12 protein-coding genes and 1 pseudogene are annotated in these 23,513 nt (G+C 63.7%); 8 read left to right on the top strand and 5 right to left on the bottom strand.

Annotation, left to right across the window (positions count from 1 at the left end; translation table 11 throughout):
- Positions 1–27: 27 nt before the first annotated feature.
- The gene (locus tag V1277_RS33260; RefSeq protein ID WP_334419958.1) at positions 28–3,135 is read right to left on the bottom strand and encodes an Rne/Rng family ribonuclease; all 3,108 of its coding nucleotides are present in this window, start codon (positions 3,133–3,135) and stop codon (positions 28–30) included.
- 724 nt (positions 3,136–3,859) lie between these two features.
- Here V1277_RS33260 and V1277_RS33255 point away from each other — a divergent pair.
- The 7 genes and pseudogenes from V1277_RS33255 to V1277_RS33225 all read left to right on the top strand — a co-directional run bounded on the left by V1277_RS33255 (position 3,860) and on the right by V1277_RS33225 (position 14,250).
- A complete protein-coding gene (locus tag V1277_RS33255) occupies positions 3,860–5,188 on the top strand; it encodes an N-acetylmuramoyl-L-alanine amidase (RefSeq protein ID WP_334419956.1) in 1,329 nt (442 codons plus the stop codon).
- Between the two features lie 240 nt (positions 5,189–5,428).
- The gene (locus V1277_RS33250; protein ID WP_334419954.1) at positions 5,429–7,933 is read left to right on the top strand and encodes a penicillin-binding protein 1A; all 2,505 of its coding nucleotides are present in this window, start codon (positions 5,429–5,431) and stop codon (positions 7,931–7,933) included.
- A gap of 191 nt (positions 7,934–8,124) precedes the next feature.
- Positions 8,125–10,612: pseudogene (locus tag V1277_RS33245) on the top strand (penicillin-binding protein 1A).
- A gap of 126 nt (positions 10,613–10,738) precedes the next feature.
- Positions 10,739–11,870 (top strand): peptide chain release factor 2 gene (gene prfB, locus V1277_RS33240; RefSeq protein WP_334375643.1). Its coding sequence is split into 2 segments (ribosomal slippage): positions 10,739–10,807 and positions 10,809–11,870, totalling 1,131 coding nucleotides; the frame shifts between segments, so codons are not numbered across the junction.
- 209 nt (positions 11,871–12,079) lie between these two features.
- Positions 12,080–12,985: a DMT family transporter gene (locus V1277_RS33235; RefSeq protein ID WP_334419953.1), complete on the top strand. Its 906-nt coding sequence runs from the start codon at positions 12,080–12,082 to the stop codon at positions 12,983–12,985.
- A gap of 87 nt (positions 12,986–13,072) precedes the next feature.
- Positions 13,073–13,756: a helix-turn-helix domain-containing protein gene (locus V1277_RS33230; RefSeq protein WP_334419952.1), complete on the top strand. Its 684-nt coding sequence runs from the start codon at positions 13,073–13,075 to the stop codon at positions 13,754–13,756.
- Positions 13,753–14,250 (top strand): cupin domain-containing protein, encoded by a 498-nt coding sequence (locus V1277_RS33225; protein ID WP_334419951.1) that lies wholly within the window; start codon positions 13,753–13,755, stop codon positions 14,248–14,250. Before V1277_RS33230 ends, V1277_RS33225 begins: the two co-directional genes overlap by 4 nt.
- A gap of 36 nt (positions 14,251–14,286) precedes the next feature.
- On the opposite strand, the gene V1277_RS33220 is transcribed toward V1277_RS33225, so the two are convergent.
- The 4 genes from V1277_RS33220 to V1277_RS33205 all read right to left on the bottom strand — a co-directional run bounded on the left by V1277_RS33220 (position 14,287) and on the right by V1277_RS33205 (position 19,560).
- Positions 14,287–16,452 carry a carbamoyltransferase C-terminal domain-containing protein gene (locus V1277_RS33220; protein WP_334419949.1) on the bottom strand — a complete coding sequence of 722 codons (2,166 nt, stop codon included), beginning with the start codon at positions 16,450–16,452 and terminating at the stop codon, positions 14,287–14,289.
- Between the two features lie 240 nt (positions 16,453–16,692).
- Positions 16,693–17,142, bottom strand: coding sequence for an SRPBCC family protein (locus V1277_RS33215; protein ID WP_334419947.1), 450 nt, complete (start codon positions 17,140–17,142; stop codon positions 16,693–16,695).
- Between the two features lie 213 nt (positions 17,143–17,355).
- Entirely contained in the window at positions 17,356–18,711 is a 1,356-nt protein-coding gene (locus tag V1277_RS33210) for a M23 family metallopeptidase (protein WP_334419946.1), read from the bottom strand.
- Positions 18,712–18,810: 99 nt separating this feature from the next.
- Positions 18,811–19,560 carry a redoxin domain-containing protein gene (locus V1277_RS33205; protein ID WP_334419945.1) on the bottom strand — a complete coding sequence of 250 codons (750 nt, stop codon included), beginning with the start codon at positions 19,558–19,560 and terminating at the stop codon, positions 18,811–18,813.
- Between the two features lie 216 nt (positions 19,561–19,776).
- Between V1277_RS33205 and V1277_RS33200 the strand changes: the two genes are divergently transcribed.
- On the top strand, positions 19,777–23,445 hold the full coding sequence (locus V1277_RS33200) for a YhdP family protein (protein ID WP_334419944.1): 3,669 nt from the start codon (positions 19,777–19,779) through the stop codon (positions 23,443–23,445).
- Positions 23,446–23,513 lie beyond the last annotated feature (68 nt).

The following is a 23,513-nucleotide window of genomic DNA, read 5'->3' as shown; positions in this document are numbered from 1 at the left end:
GGCGGTTTTCTTTTTGGGTTCGATTCCTTACTCGCCGCTGCCGAAGCGCCGTGACCACCAGCCTGCCTTGCGTGGCGCGACTTCGCCCGATGAGGCCGGCGCAGGTTCGGCTGGAGCGGGCGCGGGTTGCACAATCGGCTCTGGCGCGTTCTGGCTGGCGGCGGGCGCCGGTTCAGCCGGAGCGCTGGTCAAGAAGCTGACTTTCTCGCGCACGGTCGAGCGTCGCCGCGCCGCGGCGCGCTCGGCCTCTTGCCTGGTTTCCTCAGCGGTTGGCGCCGGCTCAGTCGCAACCGGCTCCGGCTGGGCATCGGCCGTAGGCCGCATCTCCGCCGGCGGCGAGACCGGTTCGGGCTGGGTGTCGGCCTGCACCAGTGATGGCGCGGGATCGGACGAGGCGCCCTCGAAATCGGCAACCGCGCTGGTCGCCTCCGGAGCTGGGGGCGGCTCGAGTTCGTCTGCGATCGACCCGGCAAGACCATCTTCCAGTCCGGTACCGCGCCGGCGGCGTCCGCCGCGACGGCCGCGGCGGCGCGGGCGCCGCTCGCCACTGGCAAGTTGATCGCCACGGACCGTGCCGGCCTGTTCGTCGCCTTCGTCCTCGTCGGCTTCGCCGTCCTCGGCGATCGCGCCTTCGATGGTCTCGCTTGCGACGCGCATCGCATCACCGTCCTCGCGCGGGGCACCACTTTCACGCGGCTCACCACGGCCGCGCCGGCGCCGGCGCCGCTTGCGGCGGTGACCGTCGCCTTCGCCTTCGCCCACCGCTGCCTCGACGGCATCGTCGGTCAGCCCCTCGGTTTCCTCGGTTTCGATCTCGGACTCGGTCTCGATGTCGAACACCTCGTCGTCGTCATAGGCTTCCTCGACTTGCGGCGGGAAGGCGGCAGCCTGCGCCGCCAGCAATGCCTTGGCGGCTTCCAGCGTGTGCACCTGCTCGCCGCGGTCGATGACGTATGACTGCTGGCCGCTCACGGTAGCGTCGGCGACGACGGCGAGCGTAACCTTGAAGGCGTTTTCGAGATCGCGCAGGTGGCCGCGCTTGTGGTTGAGCACATAGAGCGCCACGTCGGTGCGGGTGCGCACCACCAGATTGTGGGTCGCGCCCTTCATCAGGATTTCCTCGATGCCGCGCAGCAATTGCAGCGCGACCGAGGAGACCGAGCGCACATGACCGCTGCCGCCGCATTGCGGGCAGGGCTCGGTCGAGCTTTCCAGCACGCTGGCACGGATGCGCTGGCGCGACATCTCCAGAAGACCGAAATGCGAGATGCGTCCGACCTGGATGCGCGCGCGATCCTGCCGTAGGCAGTCGGAGAGCTTGCGTTCGACCGCGCGGTTGTTGCGCTTCTCGTCCATGTCGATGAAGTCGATGACGATCAGGCCGGCGAGATCGCGCAGACGCAACTGCCGCGCCACTTCCTCGGCCGCCTCGAGATTGGTTTTGAGCGCGGTGTCCTCGATGTGATGTTCGCGGGTCGAGCGGCCGGAGTTGACGTCGATCGAAACCAGCGCCTCGGTCTGGTTGATGACGATGTAGCCGCCGGAGCGTAGCTGCACGGTCGGCGAGAACATCGCGTCGAGCTGGCTCTCCACCCCCATCCGCGAGAACAGCGGCTGGCCATCGCGATACTGCTTCACCGCTCGCACGTTCGAGGGCATCAGCATCTTCATGAAGTCGCGCGCTTCCTGGTATCCGGATTCGCCGGCTACCTGGATCTCGTCGATTTCCTTGTTGTAGAGGTCGCGCAGCGAGCGCTTGATCAGCGAGCCTTCCTCGTACACGAGGGTGGGGGCCTGCGACTTCAGCGTCATGTCGCGCACGGTCTCCCACATCCGGATCAGATATTCGAAGTCGCGCTTGATCTCGGGCTTGGTCCGCGAGGCGCCGGCGGTGCGCAGGATGATCCCCATGCCCTCGGGCACGTCGAGGTCCTGCACCACTTCCTTCAGCCGCGAACGGTCCTGGGCCGAGGTGATCTTGCGGCTGATGCCGCCGCCGCGGGCAGTGTTGGGCATCAGGACGGCATAGCGGCCGGCCAGCGAGAGGTAGGTCGTCAACGCCGCGCCCTTGTTGCCGCGCTCTTCCTTGACGACCTGCACCAGCATCACCTGGCGGCGCTTGATGACTTCCTGAATCTTGTACTGGCGGCGTGGCCGGAACGGGCGCTCCGGAACTTCCTCCAGCACGTCGTCGCCACCGACGGATTCGACGACTTCCTCTTCGGCGTCCTCGCCATCGTCCTCGTCGTCATGGCCGTCGTCGGCTTCCAGAGCCGCGGCGGGTTCGTCGGGAGGAGGAGTATAATCGCCGACGTGCTCGACGTGCGGCACGTCGTCGGCATGGGCGGCGTTTTCTCGCGCGCGCTCCTCGTCGTGACGGTCGTCATGGCCGTCCTCGGCCTGCACCTCGGCAGCTTCGACCGAAGCAGGGGCAGGCGCATCGGATTGCACCTCCGCGACCGGCGCTTCGCTCGCGGCCCGCGCCTGTTCGGGCTCGTCGTGATCCTGTGCGGGGCGGTCGCCATCATGCGCCCGCTCGTCACTATACGCCTCATGGTCGTGCGCATCACGATCGTGAGGAGCCGCTTCGGCGTGATGTTCGGCGTCATGCGCCGGCGTATCGCCGGCCTGCACGGCGTCAGGCTCGTGCAGATGTTCTTGAAAATCCTGATCTTGAAAACTTTCTTGGCGCTCATAGGGCTGGGCGGCCTGCGAGGGATCCTCGCTGCTACCCTCGACCACGTCGCTCTGGACGCGGTCGCCATGGCCGCGGCGGCGCGCATTGCGGTGGCGCGAGCGGCGGCGATGGCTGGAGCGGCTCTCGCTCTCTTCCTCGGCCTCGCGATGGGCGCGCTCGTCGGCCTCGATCAGCGCCTGACGGTCGGCGACCGGGATCTGGTAGTAATCGGGGTGGATTTCGCTGAACGCCAGGAAACCATGGCGGTTGCCGCCATATTCGATGAACGCCGCCTGCAGCGACGGTTCTACGCGCGTGACCTTGGCGAGATAGATATTGCCGCGGAGCTGCTTGCGTTGGGCGGTCTCGAAATCAAATTCTTCGACGCGGTTGCCGCGGACCACAACGACCCGGGTCTCTTCCGGGTGGGTGGCGTCGATCAACATCTTGTTGGGCATTTTGGAACTCTTGACGGGGGCGGGCGCGGTGCGTGGCGCGCGCAAATTGCGCGGCCCGGTGACGCGACGGTCCACCTGATTCGGGGGTGAGGGGAAGGCCAAAACGCACTTCTTGGCGCCGCGCCGAACGGGGGCCCACCGGAGCGATGTGACGCGCGAAGCTTCCGCCTCGCGTCGGCGCGATCGTTCCGTGGATCTTGGTCGGCAACACAGTCTGGCGCATCAAGCGTCGGCCCGTCTGAACATGTTGGCGGAAAGGGATACCGCCGTATTTATCGCTGAAGGCCCGGTTCGGCGCCTAAACGCCCGCCGGCCATCGCATATCGGACCATTAGGGTCCGGATAATCAGTTTTGCCGTGTCTTAAACCGCCCCTGGAAAAAGTACCTGGGACCGGACGCCGCTCGGGCTCGAAACCGCCGCTCCGTGTCAGCCGCGCGCGGCGCTGGCTGTGGAGGGATCGGGAAAGACGCAGGTTCCTCCGGGCTTCGGAGGTTCCGGCGCTGCACCGGGAGGCTGAACGCGACACAACCGGGAGTATTAGCCGTCAGCACCTCGTACATACGTGGATCGGGGGCTCCGTGCAAGGGAAGCGCAAGGGAACCCGCCCTCCGACGTCGCTGCACGGCAACAGTCGCTGTTTTTTCGGTGGTTAAACGTTAAGCTTCGATTAACCCTGCGGTTCTAATGCGGTAAGGGAAGGCTCCTCCGGAGGCACCGAATCGTTGGCGAGCCGCGCAAATCACCTTGTTTTGCTGGGATGTGGGCTGTTGTGCGCCGCAGCATTGCTGTGCACCCAGATGATTGGCTCCTGCGCGGCCCAGGGGGGAGCTTCTCAACCGCCGGCTTCCGTCGCTGCCGTCCCCGGCCCGGCGACGGTATCGAATTTCCCGATCGCGTCTGATGCCCGGCTGGCAGGCGATGCCAGGCAGACCCGTTTCATCCTCGATCTGGACAAGCCGGTTCAGTTTCGCGCCTTCGCGCTGGCGGACCCTTATCGCGTGGTCGTCGATCTTCCCCAGCTCGGCTTCAATCTTCCCGCCGGGATCGGAGTCGGGGGACGGGGGCTGGTCAAGGCGTTCCGTTATGGTCTCGTCATGCCGGGCGGATCACGGATCGTGTTCGACCTGACGGGGCCGGCCAAGATCGCCAAATCCTATGTACTGGAAGCGGCCAACGGCCAACCGCCGCGGCTGGTGCTCGAATTCGAACAGGTGGACCGCACCGCCTTTGTCCAGTCGCTGCCGCGGGAAAGCCGCCCCGAACTGCGGCCCGCGATCGCCGAGGCCAACGCTGCCGCTCAGCCGGATTCGTCAATCGCCCAGCCGCCGCAAGCACCCGACAAGCGGCCGGTGATCGTGATCGATCCCGGTCATGGCGGTGTCGACAACGGTACCCAGGCCGGCGGCGGCGATATCATGGAAAAGAACTTGGTGCTGACCTTCGGCCTGGCGCTGCGCGACAGGATCGAGAAATCGGGCAAGTATCGCGTCGTCATGACTCGGACGGACGACACTTTCATACCGCTTGGCGACCGCGTGAAGGTCGCGCGCAACGAGGCGGCGGCACTGTTCGTCTCGATCCATGCCGACGCTTTGCCGCGCGGCGAGGGCGACGCCCATGGCGCCACCATCTACACGCTTTCCGATAAGGCCTCCGACTCCGAGGCAGAGCGGCTGGCCGATACCGAAAATAAGTCGGACGCGATTGGCGGAGTAAGCCTCGTCGACGAGCCGACCGAAGTCGCCGACATCCTGATCGACCTGGTGCAGCGGGAGACCAAAACCTTTTCAAACCGGTTTGCACGGACCCTGATGAGTGAAATGAAGAATACCGTGCGGATGCACAAGCACCCGTTGAAATCTGCCGGTTTCCGGGTTCTGAAGGCCCCGGACGTCCCTTCGGTGCTGGTCGAACTCGGTTACGTCTCGAACAAGGGTGACCTCGAGCTTCTGGTATCGGAAAACTGGCGGAACAAGACGGTCGGCGCGATGGCGCAGGCAATTGATGCGTTTCTGGCCAAACGGCTGGCAACTGCCGGACCGGCCAAGTGAAAAGCCCGGTACGCGTGGCGTAAGGGTGGATTGAAAAGGGGGCCGTCCGATGGACCAAGCCCTAGTTTGGCCACAGCGGCAACGGTATAGAAAACAGACTGCTGGTCTTTGGAATCGGTCAATATTGTCCGCCGGACCTTTTATTGTTCGACCGCGTAGCGGCAACCCGTCCGGCGGGATTGCCGTATCTGGATAGGCGCCGCGGATGACGGCGCACAGGGTTGGAACGGAACTTCGATAATGCGCTTGCTGGTCCGGTTTTTGGGTTTCCTGTTTGCGGCCGGCACCGTGGTGTTCCTGGTCGGCGTGGCAGGCGTCGCAGGCGCGATCTGGCATTTCTCCAAGGACTTGCCCGACTATTCGCAGCTTCAGGATTACGAGCCGCCAGTGATGACGCGCGTGCACGCGTCTGACGGCGCGCTGCTCGGCGAATATTCCAAGGAACGCCGGCTCTATCTGCCGATTCAGGCGGTGCCAAAACTCGTCATCAACGCGTTCCTCGCGGCCGAAGACAAGAATTTTTACGAGCATGGCGGCATCGACTTCACCGGCATGGCGCGCGCGGCCGTGCTCTACGCGCAGAATTTCGGCTCCAACAAGCGTCCGCAGGGCGCGTCGACGATCACCCAGCAGGTCGCAAAAAACTTCCTCTTGACCAACGAGGTCTCCTTCACCCGCAAGATCAAGGAAGCCTTGCTGGCGATGCGCATCGAGCGCGCCTACTCCAAGGACCGCATCCTCGAGCTCTATCTCAATGAAATCTATCTCGGTCTCGGCGCCTACGGCATCGCGGCGGCGTCGCTGGTCTATTTCGACAAATCGGTGAACGAGCTCACCGTCGCGGAAGCCTCCTATCTGGCGGCGTTGCCGAAGGCGCCAGCGGCGTTGCACCCGGTGCGTAACCGCGATCGCGCGGTGGAGCGGCGCAATTACGTGATCGACCGCCTCGTGGAAAACGGCTGGATCAAGCAGGCCGACGCCGAAAAGTCCCGCAAGGAACAGCTCAACGTCACCAGCCGCGGCAACGGCGCCCATATCTTCGCCGGCGAATATTTCGCCGAGGAAGTCCGGCGCGACATCTTCGAGCGTTACGGCGAAAAGAAGTTGTACGAAGGCGGCCTCTCGGTCCGCGCCACGCTCGATCCGAAAATGCAGGTGATGGCGCGCAAGACCATGGTCGCCGGTCTCGTCAGATATGACGAAGCCAGCGGCTGGCGCGGCGCGCCCTCAAAACTCGATATTTCCGGCGACTGGGGCGTGAAACTCGCCGACGTCAAATCGCTCTCTGATATCTCGCCCTGGCGTATGGCCGTGGTGCTGGAGACATCCGACCAGTCAGCGCGGATCGGTTTCCAACCGAGCCGCGAACTCGGTGGCGCCGTCAGCAAGCAGCGGCAGACCGGCATCATCACGCTCGACGGCGTGCGCTGGGCCAAGGCTGCATCCGGACCCGTCAAGGGCAGGACGCCGAGCTCCGTGGCGCAGGTGTTGTCGCCGGGCGACGTGATCTATGCCGACCCGCTCTTCGACAAGGAGGGCAAGCCGGTCGAGGGCCAATACCGGCTGCGCCAGTTGCCGGAAGTGTCCGGCGCGTTGGTCGCCATGGATCCGTGGACCGGCCGCGTGCTGGCGATGGTGGGCGGCTTCTCGTTCGACCAGAGCCAGTTCAACCGCGCGACGCAAGCCTATCGACAGCCGGGTTCGTCGTTCAAACCGCTGGTCTATTCGGCGGCAATGGACAATGGCTATACGCCGTCGACCGTCGTGGTCGACGCGCCCATCGAAATCGACCAGGGGCAGGGCGCCGGCGTGTGGCGCCCGGAGAACTATTCGTCCGGCAAATACGGCGGCCCGACGACGCTGCGGAACGCGCTCCGGCAATCGCTGAATACGGTGACGGTGCGGTTGGCGCAGGACATCGGCATGCCCTTGATCGGCGAATATTCGCGGCGCTTCGGCGTCTATGACGAATTGCCGAATTACCTGTCCTATGCGCTCGGCGCGGGTGAAACCACGGTCATGCGCATGGTCACGGCCTATTCCATGTTCGCCAATGGCGGCCGCCGCGTGAAGCCGACCCTGATCGACCGTATCCAGGACCGCTACGGCCGCACCATCTTCAAGCACGACGCCCGCGAATGCCGCGGCTGCGACGCGCCGAGCGGCTGGAAGAACCAGGCCGAGCCGCAACTGGTCGACCGCCGCGAGCAGGTGCTGGACCCGATGACGGCCTACCAGATCACCTCGATGATGGAATATGTGGTGCAGGCCGGCACCGCGACGGTGGTCAAGGAAGTCGGCAAGCCCATTGCCGGCAAGACCGGCACCACCAACGATGAAAAAGACGCGTGGTTCATCGGCTTTTCGCCGGACCTCGTGGTCGGCATCTATGTCGGCTTCGACAAGCCGCGCAATCTCGGCCGCGGCATGACCGGCGGTCATCTCGCCGCGCCGATCGCCAAGGATTTCCTCAAGCTCGCGCTTGCCGACAAGCCGGCGGTCCCGTTCAAGGTGCCCGCGGGCATCAAGCTGGTTCGCGTCGATGCCAAGAGCGGCATGCGCGTCGGTCCGGGCGAGGGCGGCCGCACCATCCTCGAAGCGTTCAAGCCGGGCACCGCGCCGCCGGACAATTACTCGGTTATCGGTGTTGCCGACATGGATGGCCGGGTGCCGCAGGGATACTCGCAAGGCTATCCGCCTGATGCGGGCAACATCATGCGGCCCGGCACCGGCGGGCTTTATTGACCCCGCACGAATCGTCTGCAATCTCAAGATGTATCCTTGGACACTGCGTGATACACACGTCTGGACCCGGTGGGTCCGACGGTTGGTAGCGCGGCAGAGCGAAGAGATAGGCGTCCGAGGATAGCGCAAAGCCTTCGCCCGAGGGCAAACGCCGGATGTTGCGGCGCAAGGGTTGGAATGGAATTTCGGTAATGCGCTTGCTGGTGCGGTTTGTGGGTTTTCTGTTTACTGCTGGCACCGTGGTGTTTCTGGTCGGTGTGGCAGGCGTTGCAGGCGCAATCTGGCATTTCTCCAGGGACTTGCCCGACTATTCGCAGCTTCAGGATTACGAGCCACCGGTGATGACGCGCATCCATGCGTCGGACGGCGCGCTGCTCGGCGAATATTCCAAGGAGCGCCGGCTCTATCTGCCGATTCAGGCGGTGCCAAAACTCGTCACCAACGCCTTCCTCGCGGCAGAGGACAAGAACTTCTACGAGCACGGCGGCATCGACTTCACCGGCATGGCGCGCGCGGCCGTGGCGTACGTGCAGAATTTCGGCTCCAACAAGCGTCCGCAGGGTGCGTCAACGATCACCCAGCAGGTCGCGAAGAACTTTCTTCTGACCAACGAGGTCTCCTTCACCCGCAAGATCAAGGAAGCCTTGCTGGCGATGCGCATCGAGCGGGCGTATTCGAAGGATCGCATCCTCGAGCTCTATCTCAACGAAATCTATCTCGGCCTCGGCGCCTACGGCATCGCGGCGGCGTCGCTGGTCTATTTCGACAAATCGGTGAACGAGCTGACGGTTGCGGAAGCGGCGTATCTTGCTGCGCTTCCGAAGGCACCGGGCACGTTGCATCCAGTGCGCAGCCGCGAGCGATCGATCGAGCGGCGTAACTATGTGATCGATCGCCTCTTGGAAAACGGCTGGATCAAGCAGGCCGATGCCGACAAGGCCCGCAAGGAGCCGCTGGTCGTGGCCAGCCGGTCCAATGCCGCGCATACTTTTGCCGGCGAATATTTTGCCGAGGAAGTCCGGCGCGACATCTTCGAGCGCTACGGCGAAAAGAAACTCTATGAAGGCGGCCTGTCGGTCCGCGCCACGCTCGATCCGAAGCTGCAGGTGATGGCGCGGAAAGCGATGGCCGCCGGTCTCGTGAAGTTTGACGAGGCCCAGGGTTGGCGCGGACCTGTGAGCAAGCTCGACATCTCCGGCGACTGGGGCGTGAAACTCGCCGACGTCAAATCGCTCTCTGACATCTCGCCCTGGCGGATGGCCGTAGTGTTGGAGACGTCCGATCAGTCGGCGCGGATCGGTTTCCAGCCCGGCCGCGAACTGGGGGGCGCCATCTCCAAGGAACGGCAAACCGGCCTCATCACGCTGGACGGTGTCAGATGGGCGAAGGCGGCTTCTGTGCCGGCGCGCGGCAAGGCGCCGATCTCGGTCTCGCAAATTTTGTCGCCGGGCGACGTGATTTACGCCGATCCGCTGATCAAGGACGGCAACCCGGTCGAAGGCCAGTATCGCCTGCGGCAATTGCCTGAAGTGTCCGGCGCCATGGTCGCGATGGATCCGTGGACCGGGCGCGTGCTCGCGATGGTGGGTGGTTTCTCGTTCGACCAAAGCCAGTTCAATCGCGCGACGCAGGCCTATCGGCAGCCGGGATCGACGTTCAAGCCGCTGGTCTATTCGGCGGCGATGGACAATGGGTATACGCCATCGACCATCATGGTCGACGGGCCGATCGAGATCGATCAGGGACCGGGCGCCGGCGTCTGGCGTCCCGAGAACTTTTCGGTTGGCAGCTACCGGGGTCCCATTTACCCTGCGTGAAGCCCTCAAATGGTCGGTCAACACCGTGACGGTGCGGCTGGCACAGGATGTCGGCATGCCCTTGATCGGCGAATATGCCAAACGTTTCGGCGTCTATGAAGAATTACCGAGCTATCTTTCCTATTCGCTCGGCGCCGGTGAAACCACAGTGATGCGGATGGTCACGGCCTATTCGATGTTCGCCAATGGCGGCCGTCGCGTGAAGCCGACCTTGATCGACCGCATCCAGGACCGTTACGGCCGCACCATCTTCAAGCATGACGCGCGCGAGTGCCGCGGCTGCGATGCGCCTGGCGGTTGGAAAAACCAACCCGAGCCGCAACTGGTGGATCGCCGCGAGGTGGTGCTCGATCCGATGACGGCCTACCAGATCACCTCGATGATGGAAGGGGTAGTGCAGGGCGGCACAGCATCGGTGCTGCGGGAGGTGGGCAGACCGATCGCCGGCAAGACCGGCACCACCTCTGACGGAAAAGACGTCTGGTTCATCGGCTTTTCGCCTGATCTCGTCGTCGGTCTCTATCTTGGCTATGACAAGCCCCGCAGTCTGGGCAGAGCCGCGCAAGGCGGCCATACCGCCGCTCCGATCGTCAAAGATTTCATGAAGCTTGCGCTCGCCGACAAGCCGGCGACGCCGTTCAAGATTCCCCCCGGCATCAGGTTGGTCCGCGTCGATGCCAAGAGCGGCATGCGGCCCAACCCGGGCGAGGGCGGCCGCACCATCCTCGAAGCGTTCAAGCCGGGCACCGCACCGCCGGACAATTACGCCGTCGTCGGCGTGGTCGACGACGGACGGGTGCCGATGCAGCCGGGAATCCCGCCTGACGCCACCAATGTCATGCGCCCCGGCGGGCTGTATTAGCCCGCCGGCATCAAACAAAACCCGAGTTCACTGGCCTGAGCCGATTGCGCTTTGCGGCGTACGCCGCTACATCCGGCCCGTTGAACATCTATCCAGTAGCGGTTCCATCCGCAGACAGAAGAGACCATGCGCGCCGAAGTCGAACGCCTTGTTGAAGAGATCAAGCAGTCAGTCGGGCTGCTGAGGAGGCATCTTTGACGTCGAGAAATCGACGGCACGGCTGGCCGAGCTGAACAAGCTCGCCGAAGATCCCAACCTCTGGAACGATCCCCAGAAAGCCCAGAAGCTAATGCAGGAGCGCACCTCGCTGGTGGATGCGCTCGAGGGCATCGGCAAGGTCGAACGCGAGCTCGACGACAATGTCGAGATGATCGCGCTCGGCGAGGCCGAGAACGATGAAGGCGTGGTCGTCGAGGCCGAGAACGCGCTAAAAGCCCTGAAGAAGGAGGTCGCCCGCCGCGAGCTGGAAGCGCTGCTGTCCGGCGAGGCCGACAAGTTCGATTCCTATCTCGAAGTGCATGCCGGCGCCGGCGGCACCGAAAGCCAGGACTGGGCCGCGATGCTCTTGCGCATGTATACGCGCTGGGCCGAAAACCACGGCTTCAAGATCGAATATCTGGAAGAAACGCTAGGCGAAGAGGCCGGCCTGAAATCCGCGACCATCCAGATCAGCGGGCACAATGCCTATGGCTGGCTGAAGACCGAAGCGGGCGTGCACCGCCTGGTGCGGATCTCGCCGTTCGATTCCAACGCGCGCCGGCACACCTCGTTTTCTTCCGTGGCGATCTTCCCGGTCGTCGACGACAGCATCAAGATCGACATTAAAGAATCCGACGTACGCACCGACACCATGCGCTCGGGCGGCGCCGGTGGCCAGCACGTCAACAAGACCGAATCCGCGGTGCGCCTGACGCATATTCCGACCGGCGTCGCGGTGGTCTGCCAGGCCGGCCGCTCGCAGCACAAGAACCGCGCGCAAGCCTGGGACATGCTGCGCGCGCGGCTCTACGAAATCGAACTGAAGAGGCGCGAGGAGCAAGCCGCCGCCGATCAGGCCGCCAAGACCGATATCGGCTGGGGCCACCAGATCCGCTCCTACGTCCTGCAGCCCTACCAGATGGTGAAGGACCTGCGCACCGGCGTACAGACCTCCGATACGTCAGGCGTGCTCGACGGCGACCTCGACGAGTTCATGGCGGCGACGCTGGCGCAGCGCGCGTTCGGCACCGCGCCCGGCGAGGTCGAGGACGTGGACTAGCGCATGACCAAAGTGGTCTTTATCGGTTCGGTCGCATGAGGATGCAGCTTACGCGGTGAGGCTGGCCGAGAGCCTGCTCGCCGACGCACCGCTACTCGGACGTGCTGCAGTCGCGGCGGAAATAGCCGCTGCACAATCGTATTCGGGAATCGGGTGGCAAAGTCCAGCGCGACTTAATAGACCCGCCTGTCTTCTCGATTTGAACTGCCATGACCACCAACGACAACCGGATCGACGCCCGCGACTGGTCGCTGCTCGGCCTGCTCTCGATCCTGTGGGGCGGGTCGTTCTTCTTCAACGGTCTGGTGCTAAGGGAATTGCCGCCGTTCACGCTCGTGCTGTTGCGTGTGCTGCTGGCTGCCATGATCCTGCTGCCGGTGCTTTGCGTGCAGCGACTGCCGTTTCCGAAGGGGTGGGTGGGCTGGAGGCCGTTCTTCCGCGTCGCCTTGTTCAACAATGTGCTGCCGTTCTCGCTGATCGTCACCGGACAGATGTACATTCCGAGCGGGCTGGCTTCGATCCTCAATGCCACCACGCCGCTGTTCACGGTGATGGTGATGGCAGCGGCGGGCGAGGAGAAGCTCATCATCAGGCGTGTGGCCGGTGTGATCGTCGGCCTTGTCGGCGTCGTGATCCTTCGCGGCAGCGGATTAGGCTTTGCCAGCGGGCAGGGGCTCGGCGTACTGCTGTGTCTCGCGGCGGCGCTGAGCTACGGCATCTCCGCGCTGATAGCGCGGCGCGCGCTATCAGATTCGCCGCCGCTTGCCACCGCCACGTTTCAATTAGTGGCATCGAGCCTGATGATGACTGTCGTCGCCGGCATTTTCGAGCGTCCCTGGCAATTGCCAATGCCTGATACGGTGACATGGCTCGCGGTGTTCGGTCTTGCCGGCTTGTCGACGGCGCTGGCCTATATCGTTTTCTTCCAGGTGCTGCGGCGCTCCGGCGCCACCAATGTCATGCTGGTGACGCTGCTGGTGCCTGTTACGGCCATCCTGCTCGGCTCGCTCGTGCTCGGCGAGCAGATTTCGCCGCGTGAAATCGTGGGCGCACTGGTGATCGGCAGCGCGCTGCTGTTGATCGACGGCCGCGTGCTGAAGTTTCTCGAACGTTAAGTTGGGCTCGCGCAGGCGATGCGAGCCAACTTGACATTTGCCTATATAGCAATATGGTTTGCCTTATAAGCAAAACGGGAGAGCAGCGTGGTTTCGGCAGAAGCTGGCCGGCGCGTCCGCGAGGCGGCGCGCCTTGCCGCAATTGGCGCCGTCATTCGCAGGGCCCGTTCGGCGCGCGGTTTGACGCTCGATGAACTCGCCGGAATGGTCGGTCTGTCAGCGACATTTCTCTCGCGGATCGAGCGCGGACTCATCGCGTGTTCGATCGGCAATCTCTTGGAAATTGCCGGCGTCCTTCAGTTGCCGCCGGCCGAATTGTTTGCCGACGTCGAGGAAGAGGACCGGACGCGCGCGTATCGCGTGGTGCGGTCAATCGATGCCGCTCCATCGAAGGGCGCTGATGCAAACTATGCCTGGCGCAAACTCGCTTCGGGCGTGGGCGAGCAGCGGCTGGAAACTTTCCTGCTCGAATTGTCGGCAAAACCGCGCAAGGCGACGCTGGTCGCGCATCCAGGCGAAGAGATGTGCTTTGTCCTCGAAGGCAGTGTCGAATTTCAGGTGGGGGACGAAACTATCGCGCTGCAACGCGGTGATTCGATTCATTTGCGCTCGGACGTGCAGCATATGGCGTGGGCGCGGGAGTCCGGCAGTGCGCGCCTTCTCATGGTGACATCAATCGAAAATCAGTCGGCCATCGCTGTTGAGTGGTGGAGCAATATTGCGGGCAGGAAAAGCGAACGAGAGAGCACGGCAAAAGGGAGAGCAAAATGAGTGCTGTCAGGAGCAAGGAGATTCCCGATACGGCGGCCGCAAATGCGGAATTGACGACCGCGCGCGAAGCGTCGCGAAAGGATCACAAGCCCTACGAGACGCGTCATTTCGACGAAGTCGAATGGGAGACGATCCGGTGGCCGGGCGAGACAGGCAAAATGCTTTTTCATCCGCGACCGGAACGCCCGACCGAACCGAACGCGGGAATTCTGCGGCTTGAACCCGGCGCCTATCACCCCGAGCACTATCATGGCTTCGCGCAGGTCTGGCACATCCTGAAAGGCGAGTTTTCAATCGACGGAACGCTGCATGGTCCGGGAACGGTGTTGTTCCATCCCGACCCGCACTTCGAGGGTGAATTCCGCACCGAAACGGGCGGGGAGATATTCATCGTCCAGTATCCTGGTCCGACGACCGGTGAGCGCCCGATCTATAGCGGCCGGTTCAACATGGCGGAACGCAAGACGGTTGCGAGCGAACGCGTCGATCTCTGAACCGGCGGATTACCCGATCTGCAGGGAAGACGCGAATTATCGCGTAGGCTGGCTGGAAGCTGATGTCTTCCAGTCGGCAATCCAGTTTTTGAACCTTCCGCTGTCGCGCTCGCCGCCGTGCCAGGCTGCGGTGGCGGTGCCGTCGCCGGCCACCAACACCACGACATCGAGCCCCTTGGAACGGCGCAGCGTATCGATCGCCTGCTGTGGCGTCTGCGCGATCGGTCCTGCGACGTTGAAGGAGGTGTTGACGGACAGCTCGACGCCGATGTGGCGGCCGAGCGCCTTCAAGTAGGCATAGGTGAGGGGATCGTCGTCGGCGCGCACGATCTGGATGCGGCCGGTGCCGTCGGCGTGGATGACCGCCGGGATTTTTCCGCGCGCATGCGGCTTCGAATGCGCTGTCAGCACCATGTAATTATAGGCGTTGTAATCGGCAGCCGCAGCGCCGGGCAGCAGTTCGAAGTAATCTTTCGCCGCTTCCAACGTTGCCATCGGCGCCAGCGGCCGAATGGCCTCGCGGTATTTGACGCGCGCGTTGAGTAGTTCGCGCACCGCCGGATCGCAGGGGTTGGCGAGAATTGAGCGATGGCCGAGTGCGCGGGGCCCAGTCTCGGCCGCGCCTTGATACAGCGCAATCACGCCGTTTTGCGCGACCATGAACGCCATCAGGTCGGCGATCGCTTCAAGGCCTTCAGGCGTCGAGATATCGCCGATCTTTTGCGAGGCGATGTCGTCGGCCGCAACCGCATGGACGATATCGCCTTGCGAGGGGGACGTGCCGCAATAGAAAGCATGCGTCATCGGCGCACCGCGCGGAGCGCCCGCCAGATGTGCGAACAGCCAGGCGGCACCGATGGTGACGCCAGGGTCGCCGGGCACCGGCGGCACCCACAGATGCAGCCGCGCATTGCGCTGCTGCGCGCTCGTGAACCACGTTTCGTCGAAATGTTCGAGCAGCCGCATATTGCCGACCGCGTTCAGCGCGACGCCGCCGGTCAATACCAGTCGGTTGGCGCCGGTCGTGCGCAACACATGATCGACGACGTGGATCATGGCGTCCTCGAACACCAGTTGCGTCGCGGCCGCCTTGTCGAGACGGTCCTTGGTATCGGGACGGTGGTGGATGTCCTCGACACGCAGCACCGCATCCGGATTCCAGAGCTGCTCTCGCTTAAGCGGTTCGCCGAGAATTTTTGTGAGTGCTTCCTTGTAGGGATGGTCGAACGGGTCGCAATACCAGTTGGCCAGCGCGCGATTGAGCCTGATATCGCCGTTCGCCCCAAAATGCAGAACGTCGCGCAGCCGCGCGTAATAGGGATTGCTGGCGCGATCCATATCGCCCCAGGCGGCAGCGCCCATGTAGCGGCCCTCGCTGGACAGCCATGTCCAGCCGCCCTGTGTCGACGAGATCACGCTATAGAATGCACCGAGTGAATCGAACATGCTGTCGTTGCAGTAGAGCCGACGCATCGCGCCGCTCTCAACCACATAGAGCGAGATCGAGCCCTGATCGCCGGTGCCGTCGAGCACCGCAATCGCGGTCGGCGCGGTATCGTCGGCGAACGGCGAGGCGGCGTAGGAAAACCATGCATGGTTGTCGTGATGCGGCAGGCAGATCAATGGCACGCGCTCGGCAAGCCCGAGCTGGCGGGCGAGGATTTTTGGCGTCCGCGTCATCTGGTCGAGGCGGCGGCCGTCGAAGCCTGTGGCCTCGGTGGTGCGCACGAGCTTTATGCTCTGCGGCAATTCCTCGAGTACCGAGCGCGCCAGCGTGCCGGCGAGCGTCGGATAATCCCAACTCGTGAGCCAGGCATCGATGTCGCCGATGTCGCGGCCCATGCCGCGCAGCGTTGCCACGGCCGCGTCGATCGACAGCTTCGGATATTCGGTGGTGTGCTTGTTGCCGGAAAAGCGTTCTTCCTCGTTGTTGACGATCAGCCGTGGCCCATCCGCCTGCGTCACCTCGACCAGCGCCAGCCCTGAATTGTGCGTGCCAGGCGCGCCGAGACCCGCGAGATAGACCGTCTCGCCTCGCGCAAGCTTGTCGCGCACATGCGTGATCCGTGCATCGGCGAATTCAGAGCCGAGCTGATGGAAACCGGCAGCACCCATGGTCTTTGCAGCGAGCCAGCGCGCAAAGCGAAATCCACCCGCCGCGAGTTTTGGGTGTCGCGGACCAATTCGTGTGTTCGGTTTCAAGCCTTAGTCCAACCTCTGGGCCTCGCCATCGCGCAAGGTCATGCCTGCAGCCTGCATCAATCACAATTGGCGCCGGGCAACAATGCCGTTTCGTCATACGGAATAAGTGTATGCTTGCAAGCGCTGAAGCGGCTTTGCGAGACAACGGCGAGGTATGGGAAGTATTCGGCGACATCATGCCGGCGAGGTCGGGCACTGGAGGATAAGGCACCACAGCGTGGTGCCTCTCCTCGACCGTCACTATTCCGGAATATCCGGCTCTACGAGCAACGCGAGCTGGGCGAGCGACTGTTGCCAGCCGAGATAGCAGGCTTCGACCGGGATCACCGTCGGCAAGTTTGCCTGTTCGATGTTGATCTCGGTTCCGACCGAAACCGCTTTGAGGGTCACGGTGACCTCGATGACGCCAGGCAAATTGGGGTCGTCGAAACGATCGGTGTAGCGGATCCGCTCGTTGGGCACGATCTCCAGATATTCACCGCCGAACGAATGGCCGGTGTTCGTGGTGAAATTCGTGAACGACATCCGGAATGTGCCGCCAACCTTCGCCTCGAATTGGTGGACCTTGCAGGTGAAGCCGTAGGGCGGCAGCCACTTGGCCATCGCTTCCGCATCGAGGAAGGCGCGAAAAACCTTCTCCGGCTTGGTCGCGAAGACGCGATGCAAACGAACGGTATTGCCTTGGGACATGACGGTACTTTCTCCATTGCTGAGCGGAGTATATCGCAGGATTTGCTTGGGTTCGCTCAGTCTCTGTCACAAGGACGCCGGGCCTCCATGCGATCCGACACGGGGCCAGAAAAAAATTCACCGACGCGGGCGCGCGGTTCCGTTCACATGCCGGTAAACCGCCGACGTATTTCGCTATCAGCAAGCGAGCACGCCAGTTCTGATGGCGCGATGCTAGCTTGAGCTGAGCCGCACGCCCGCGCGCAGAAATTTCTGCGGGTCGACGGCGTCGCCGTCGATCCGTGTTTCATAGTGCAGATGCGGACCGGTGGAGCGGCCGGTTGAGCCGACGGCGCCGATGACCTGGCCGATCTTGACGAAGTCGCCGACCCTGACGTGAATCTCCGACAGGTGGCCGTAGCGGGTCGACAGGCCGTTGCCGTGATCGACCTCCACCATGCGGCCGTAACCGCCCAGCCACCCCGAGGACACCACCTTGCCGTTCGCGGTGACGCGCACCGGATCGCCGGTGGCAGCGCGGAAATCGAGGCCGGTATGCATCGCGGGCCGGCCGAGGAATGGATCGCTGCGAACACCAAAGCCCGAGGTGAATTCGACCTCGCCGACGACAGGTTTGCGGTAGGGCACCAGCGCGAGCGTCGCGTTGAGGCGCTGCATCTGGGCGCGGGTGAGATTGATCCGGTTGAGCTGGCGTTCGAACGCACCGGCATCCGCCGGCAGCTTCACCGGCACGAACGGACCACCAATGGCCGAGCGCGGTGTGGCGGCTTCGAGTTGCGCCATATTGAGGCCGAGATCGGTGAACACGCCACGCATGCGGCGCAGCCGCGATTCCATGCTGTCCTCGACGGAGCTCAAGGCCGCCATCTGCCGCCGCTCGACGGTGTCCAGCGAGGTCTGCAGGCGGACCAGGACATTGTCGACACCCTGAACCTTGGCGAACTGATTTGGCTGCGGCTTGGCGACGGCGGGCGTGCGCGATTCCAGCCGAGCCTCGCGATCCGGCGGCGCGACGAAGATCACGGTGTCGCTGATCGGGGAGGGTTTTAGGCTGCCGGAAGCGGGCGTCTCCGCGGCCGCGCCGCGCGCCGGAGGCCGAATCGAACCGGTCGCCGCGATATCCGGCATCGCGCCAAGGGCGGTGGCGCGCGATTCGAGCGCGGTCTGGCGGCGCATGATCTGGTCGAGCTTCTGGTCGAACTGTTCCTGATCGAGCAACTGGCGGCTGGTGGTGCGGTCGACCTTCGCGCGCAGCTCCGCGATGCGGTCCTCATAGGCGTATTGCATCTCGGCTTGGCGAGCGATCAGCCGGGTCAGGACGTCGTCGCGAAACGCGAAATAGGTGGCAGTGGCCGCCGACCACATGCCAAGCAGCACAATCGTGCCGACGACGATCCAGAACACCACAGGCCCGAAGCGGACCTGCTTGCCGGCATGGACGATGGCATATCCGTTGCCATCGACCGCTGCGGTGGCCCGTGCCGCGTGAGGTGCCGGACGGCGGGGCGGCGTCCGGCCATGATCGTGGGGATGGTGGTGGTCGGCATAATGACCGGAACGGTACGACATCGGCACTCCCGCGCCGGTCGGAAATCAGCTCCGTTCGGCTCAATTTGCGTGCCGATTTGACCCGTTCATGGTTAATTTTTGGGAAATGGAACCTGCCGATCACATGGCACGAACGGCAGCCAGCACCTCGTCGGCATGGCCGTCGACCCGCACATTGCGCCAGATTTTGGCGATCCGTCCGTCGGCGCCGATCAGAACCGTCGTTCGAATGATCCCCATAAAAGTCCTGCCGTACATCGATTTTTCGCCCCAGGCGCCATAGGCTTCGAGCATCTCATGTTGCTCGTCCGAGATCAGAGGAACCGAAAGCTGGTGCTTGTTCCGGAAGGATTCCTGGGCCTTTACGGTGTCGGCCGAGATCCCGAGCACCACCGCGCCGGCATCGGCAAACGCGCTATCGAGCCGCGTGAAGTCGATCGCCTCCCGGGTGCAGCCGGGCGTGTCGGCGCGCGGATAGAAAAACAGCACCAGTTTCCTGCCGGCATAGTCTGCCAGCGAGACGCTGCCGCCGCCGTCGCGCGGCAGGCTGAAGGGGGGCGCCATGGCGCCTTCGACCAGTCCGGTTCCGGCAGCCGGCTTGGGCGTATCCGATAGATTGGATTTTATTAACTGTTTCGATGTCGGCTTGTGCGACGCTTTGGCTGAAGCGCTCTTGGCCGTCTTCGCCGGTTTCTTGGTAGCGGTTTTGGTGGCCTTGTTGGCTACCTTGGCGGCACGCTTTTTGGTCGATGCCGGCGTGCTGCGGCGGGTGGTCTTGCTGGCAGTCTTGGCCGCGGCCGGTTTTGCGGCGGAAGCCTTGCGGGTCTTGGGGGATGGCATGGAGGATTTCTTGCGCGTTTTCTTGGACATACGCCTTCCTTTCGTCGCTTTCCGCAGATCAACCATTAGGGTATTGCGGGTCTCGCCTTTGACCGTCGGATTCGCTCCGGCTGCTGGGCAAGTTTGATGACCCCGGAGTATGGTTACAAGGAATTCGACGCTACCCCCGTCCGCTCGTCGATGGGACCGCCCAATCAATCCTTGGGCCCGACCACGAGTAACAGTATTAATCGAGGATTGGCAGCGATGCCGGCACAGGAGCGCTCGATACCGATCGAAGAGCGTGGCCTTGGCGGCGATCAACCTCAGCGCCGGCACCGAGAGGCAATGGCTAAGAATACTTCGCCCAAGGGGTCGAATCCGCGTGCCGAGACCCAGCAATGGGAGGACGCGGCGGGCTGGGAGCAGGACGAGGCGGCGGGTTATCGTGCGCGACGGCTGTTGTCGCGTTCCAATTCCCGATTTCACCGGTTCGGCGACAGATTTGCAGCGTTGCGGCAATGGATGACCGGCGAGCGCTGGGTCAAGCGTCTGGCGATCGTGATCGCCGTGCTGGCGGTGATCTTCACCGGTTGTTTCGGCGGGCTGTGGTGGCGGCTCGGCGCCGGGCCGATCAACCTCGACGTTGCGACGCCGTGGCTGGCGGCCGCGATCGAAGACAATATCGGCCATGGCAACACGGTCGAGGTCGGCGGTACGCAGATCGAGCGAGCCGGACGAATTCGAATCGCGGTACGCATCCGCGACATCGTGGTCCGCGACCGTGACCAGGTCGTCGTCGCGACCGCGCCGAAGGCCGAGGTGAAACTATCGGGGATGGCGCTGCTGATGGGGCGGCTGCGCGCCGAGAGCCTCAATCTGGTCGATGCCGAACTTTCGGTGCGAATCACGCCGGACGGCCAGGTGACAGTGTCTGCCGGCGACACCGCCAAGCCGCTGGCGACCGGCGTTGCCTCCAAGCGCGATGCCGGCTTGGCGCCGACATTTCCCCGCCAGCCGCCTGCGCCGCCGCAGGGGGCTGCTGCGACGGCTCCCGATACCACGCAGAACGGATTGCTGGCCGGCCTTGACTGGCTCGACAGCCTCAGCCTGACCGGCCTCGACGGCCAGAACCTGAACGAGATCGGCCTCAAGAACGGCAATCTCATCGTCGACGATCAGCAGCGCGGCAACAAATGGAATTTCGAGAATATCAGCCTCAGCATGCGCCGTCCGAGCGGCGGCGGGGTTGCGGTGAGCCTTGGCGAGCAAGGTGCGCGTCCCTGGTCGCTCAAGGTCGTGGTCGGACCGCAACAGAACGGCGTGCGCTCGGTCGATCTTCGCGCCGACAAGGTGCCTGCCGCCAACATCCTGCTGGCGATGCGGGTCAAAGACTTGACCTACAGCGCCGAGCTGCCGCTTTCCGGCGAGCTGAAGGGCGAACTGGGCCGCGACGGTCTGCCGACCTATTTTCGCGGCAAGATCACCGCCGGCGCCGGGAACCTCATCGACAGCGATACGCCTGACTATCCGATGCCGATCGATTCGGCGGAGATGAGCGTCGAATGGGATGCCGGGCGGCGCGTGCTGGTCGCACCCTTCAAGGTCATCTCCGGTTCGAACCGGATTACGCTGCTCGGCCATCTCGAGCCGCCGAACGGCGCCACCACCGAATGGCAGGCGGGCCTTAGCGGCGGCACCATCCTGCTGGCCGGCACCGACAACGAACCGCCGCTGATCTTCAACCGGATCGCGATCGGGCTGAAGTTCGACACCGACCGTAAGCGCGTGCTGCTCACCCAGGCCGATATCAGCAACGGCGAGATCGGCATCGCCGGCACCGGCAGCATCGACTATGCGAACGAGGCGCGGCTCCAGCTTGGTTTCGCTGGAACGCCGATGTCGGCATCCGCCCTAAAGCGGATGTGGCCGATCCTGATCGTGCCCGAAGTGCGCGAATGGGTGATCGAGCGGATCGAGCGCGGCACGCTCCAGCGCATTGAAGTCGGCGTCAATTCGCCGGTGCGCAATCTCTCGCGCAAGGGACCGCCGATTCCGGACGATGGCCTGGCCGTCAACATCGTCGCCTCCGGAGTTACCGCGCGTCCGGTCGACGACATGCCCGCGGTCCGCGATGCCGACTTGAAGGCGCGGGTTACCGGGCGAACCGCGACGGTGACGATCGGGCAGGGAATTGCCGACACGCCCGCCGGCCGCAAGATCAACATTTCCGATTTCACCTTCGAGGTGCCGGACATGGCGCCGAAGCCGTCGCCCTCGCGGGTGAAGTTCAGGGTCGATGCGTCGGTGCCGGCAGCGGCCGAGATTCTGGCGTCCGACCGCATCAGCGATCTCTCCGGCACGCTGATCGATCCGAACGCCAGCAAGGGAAACGTTGCCGCCATCATCACGCTCGGTATGCCGGTCAAGGGCTCAATGACCAAGGCCGACACCACCTACACCGTGATTGCCGATCTGGCCGGGTTTGCCGCCGACAAGCTCGTGATGAACCAGAAGCTGGAATCCAATACGCTCAAGGTGCTCGCCAACAACGCGGGCTACCAGGTCAAGGGCGACGTCAAGATCAATGGGCAGCCGGCTTCGCTGGACTATCGCAAGCCGAGCGAGGGCGACGCCGATATCAGGCTGCAGGCGACGCTGGATGATGCCAGCCGCGCGCGCCTCGGGATCGATCTCGGACCCGCCGTGAGCGGCTCGATCCCGATCAAGGTGGTCGGCAAGATCGGCGAGAACGACAGCCGCGTCGGCATCGAAGCCGATCTGACCTCGCTGCGGCTCGACAACATCCTGCCGGGCTGGGTCAAGGTGCCCGGCAAGTCGGGCAAGGCGACGTTCAATGTCGTGAAGAAGGAGCAGTCGACGCTGTTCCAGGACATCGTGGTCGAAGGCGGCGGCGTTTCGATCAAGGGATCGCTGGAAGTCGACCAGAATGGCGATCTGTTGAACGCGAACTTCCCGACCTACGCGCCGTCGGACGGTGACAAGACGACGTTGAAGGCCGAGCGCGGCGCCGACGGCGTCGTGAAGGTCACGATGCGCGGCGACGTGTTCGACGGCCGCGGCTTCCTCAAATCGGCGATCTCGGGCAAGGAGGCCGACCCCAAGAGCAAGTCGAGGAACATCGACCTCGATATCGACGTCAAGCTCGGCGCGGTCGCAGGCTTCAACGGCGAGGCGTTGCGCAGCGTCGACAGCAAATTCTCCCGCCGCAACGGCATCGTCAAAAATTTCACGCTCTCCGGCAAGGTCGGGCGCGACACGCCGGTGACCGCCGATCTGCGCGGCCGCGGGCAGGGACAGGGACGCGACATCATCACCCTGCAGACCAACGATGCGGGTGCGTTTTTCCGCTTCACCGACACCTACTCGAAAATGGTCGGCGGACAGCTCGCGCTTGCGATGGAGCCGCCGACGGTCGAACCCAGCGCCAAGGACGGTCTGATCAACGTCCGCGATTTCTCCATCAAAGGCGAGGCCGCACTGGAGCGCGCCGCCGCGGGCGGAGCGGCCGGCGTTCAGAACGGCATTTCCTTTACGGCACTGCGCGCCGAGTTCACCCGGCAGAGCGGACAGCTCGCGATCCGCGATGGTGTCGTGAAGGGTCCGATCATCGGCGCGACCATCGAAGGCAGCATCGACTATGTCGGTAATGCCGTGCGCATGAGCGGCACCTTCGTTCCGATGTATGGATTGAACAACATGTTCGGCCAGATTCCGGTGCTCGGACTGTTCCTCGGTGGCGGCAGTAATGAGGGCCTGATTGGCGTGACCTACGAGGTGGTCGGCACGCCTGGCCAGCCCGTGCTGCGCGTCAATCCGATTTCGGCAGTGATGCCCGGCGTGCTGCGCAAGATCTTCGAGTTCAACACCGGCAAGCAGAACAACACCCCGATCGAACTGCCGCCGAATAATTAGTCTCCGTGTCCCGGACGCGGTGCAGCCTAGGCGATAAAGCATCGTCCGGACCCCGGATCAGCAGCGCA

Origin of the sequence: Bradyrhizobium sp. AZCC 1588 (genome assembly GCF_036924735.1) — a bacterium.
Classification (GTDB): Bacteria; Pseudomonadota; Alphaproteobacteria; order Rhizobiales; family Xanthobacteraceae; genus Bradyrhizobium.
This window is presented reverse-complemented; position numbering and strand designations above follow the sequence as displayed.

What these genes read in the sequence shown, in the direction of transcription:
- V1277_RS33205 (WP_334419945.1), bottom strand. Translation starts at nt 19,560, where the DNA reads ATGTCCAAGAAAACGCGCAAGAAATCCTCCATGCCATCCCCCAAGACC.
- V1277_RS33200 (WP_334419944.1), top strand. Translation starts at nt 19,777, where the DNA reads ATGCCGGCACAGGAGCGCTCGATACCGATCGAAGAGCGTGGCCTTGGC.
- V1277_RS33225 (WP_334419951.1), top strand. Translation starts at nt 13,753, where the DNA reads ATGAGTGCTGTCAGGAGCAAGGAGATTCCCGATACGGCGGCCGCAAAT.
- V1277_RS33260 (WP_334419958.1), bottom strand. Translation starts at nt 3,135, where the DNA reads ATGCCCAACAAGATGTTGATCGACGCCACCCACCCGGAAGAGACCCGG.
- V1277_RS33210 (WP_334419946.1), bottom strand. Translation starts at nt 18,711, where the DNA reads ATGTCGTACCGTTCCGGTCATTATGCCGACCACCACCATCCCCACGAT.
- V1277_RS33235 (WP_334419953.1), top strand. Translation starts at nt 12,080, where the DNA reads ATGACCACCAACGACAACCGGATCGACGCCCGCGACTGGTCGCTGCTC.
- V1277_RS33215 (WP_334419947.1), bottom strand. Translation starts at nt 17,142, where the DNA reads ATGTCCCAAGGCAATACCGTTCGTTTGCATCGCGTCTTCGCGACCAAG.
- V1277_RS33250 (WP_334419954.1), top strand. Translation starts at nt 5,429, where the DNA reads ATGCGCTTGCTGGTCCGGTTTTTGGGTTTCCTGTTTGCGGCCGGCACC.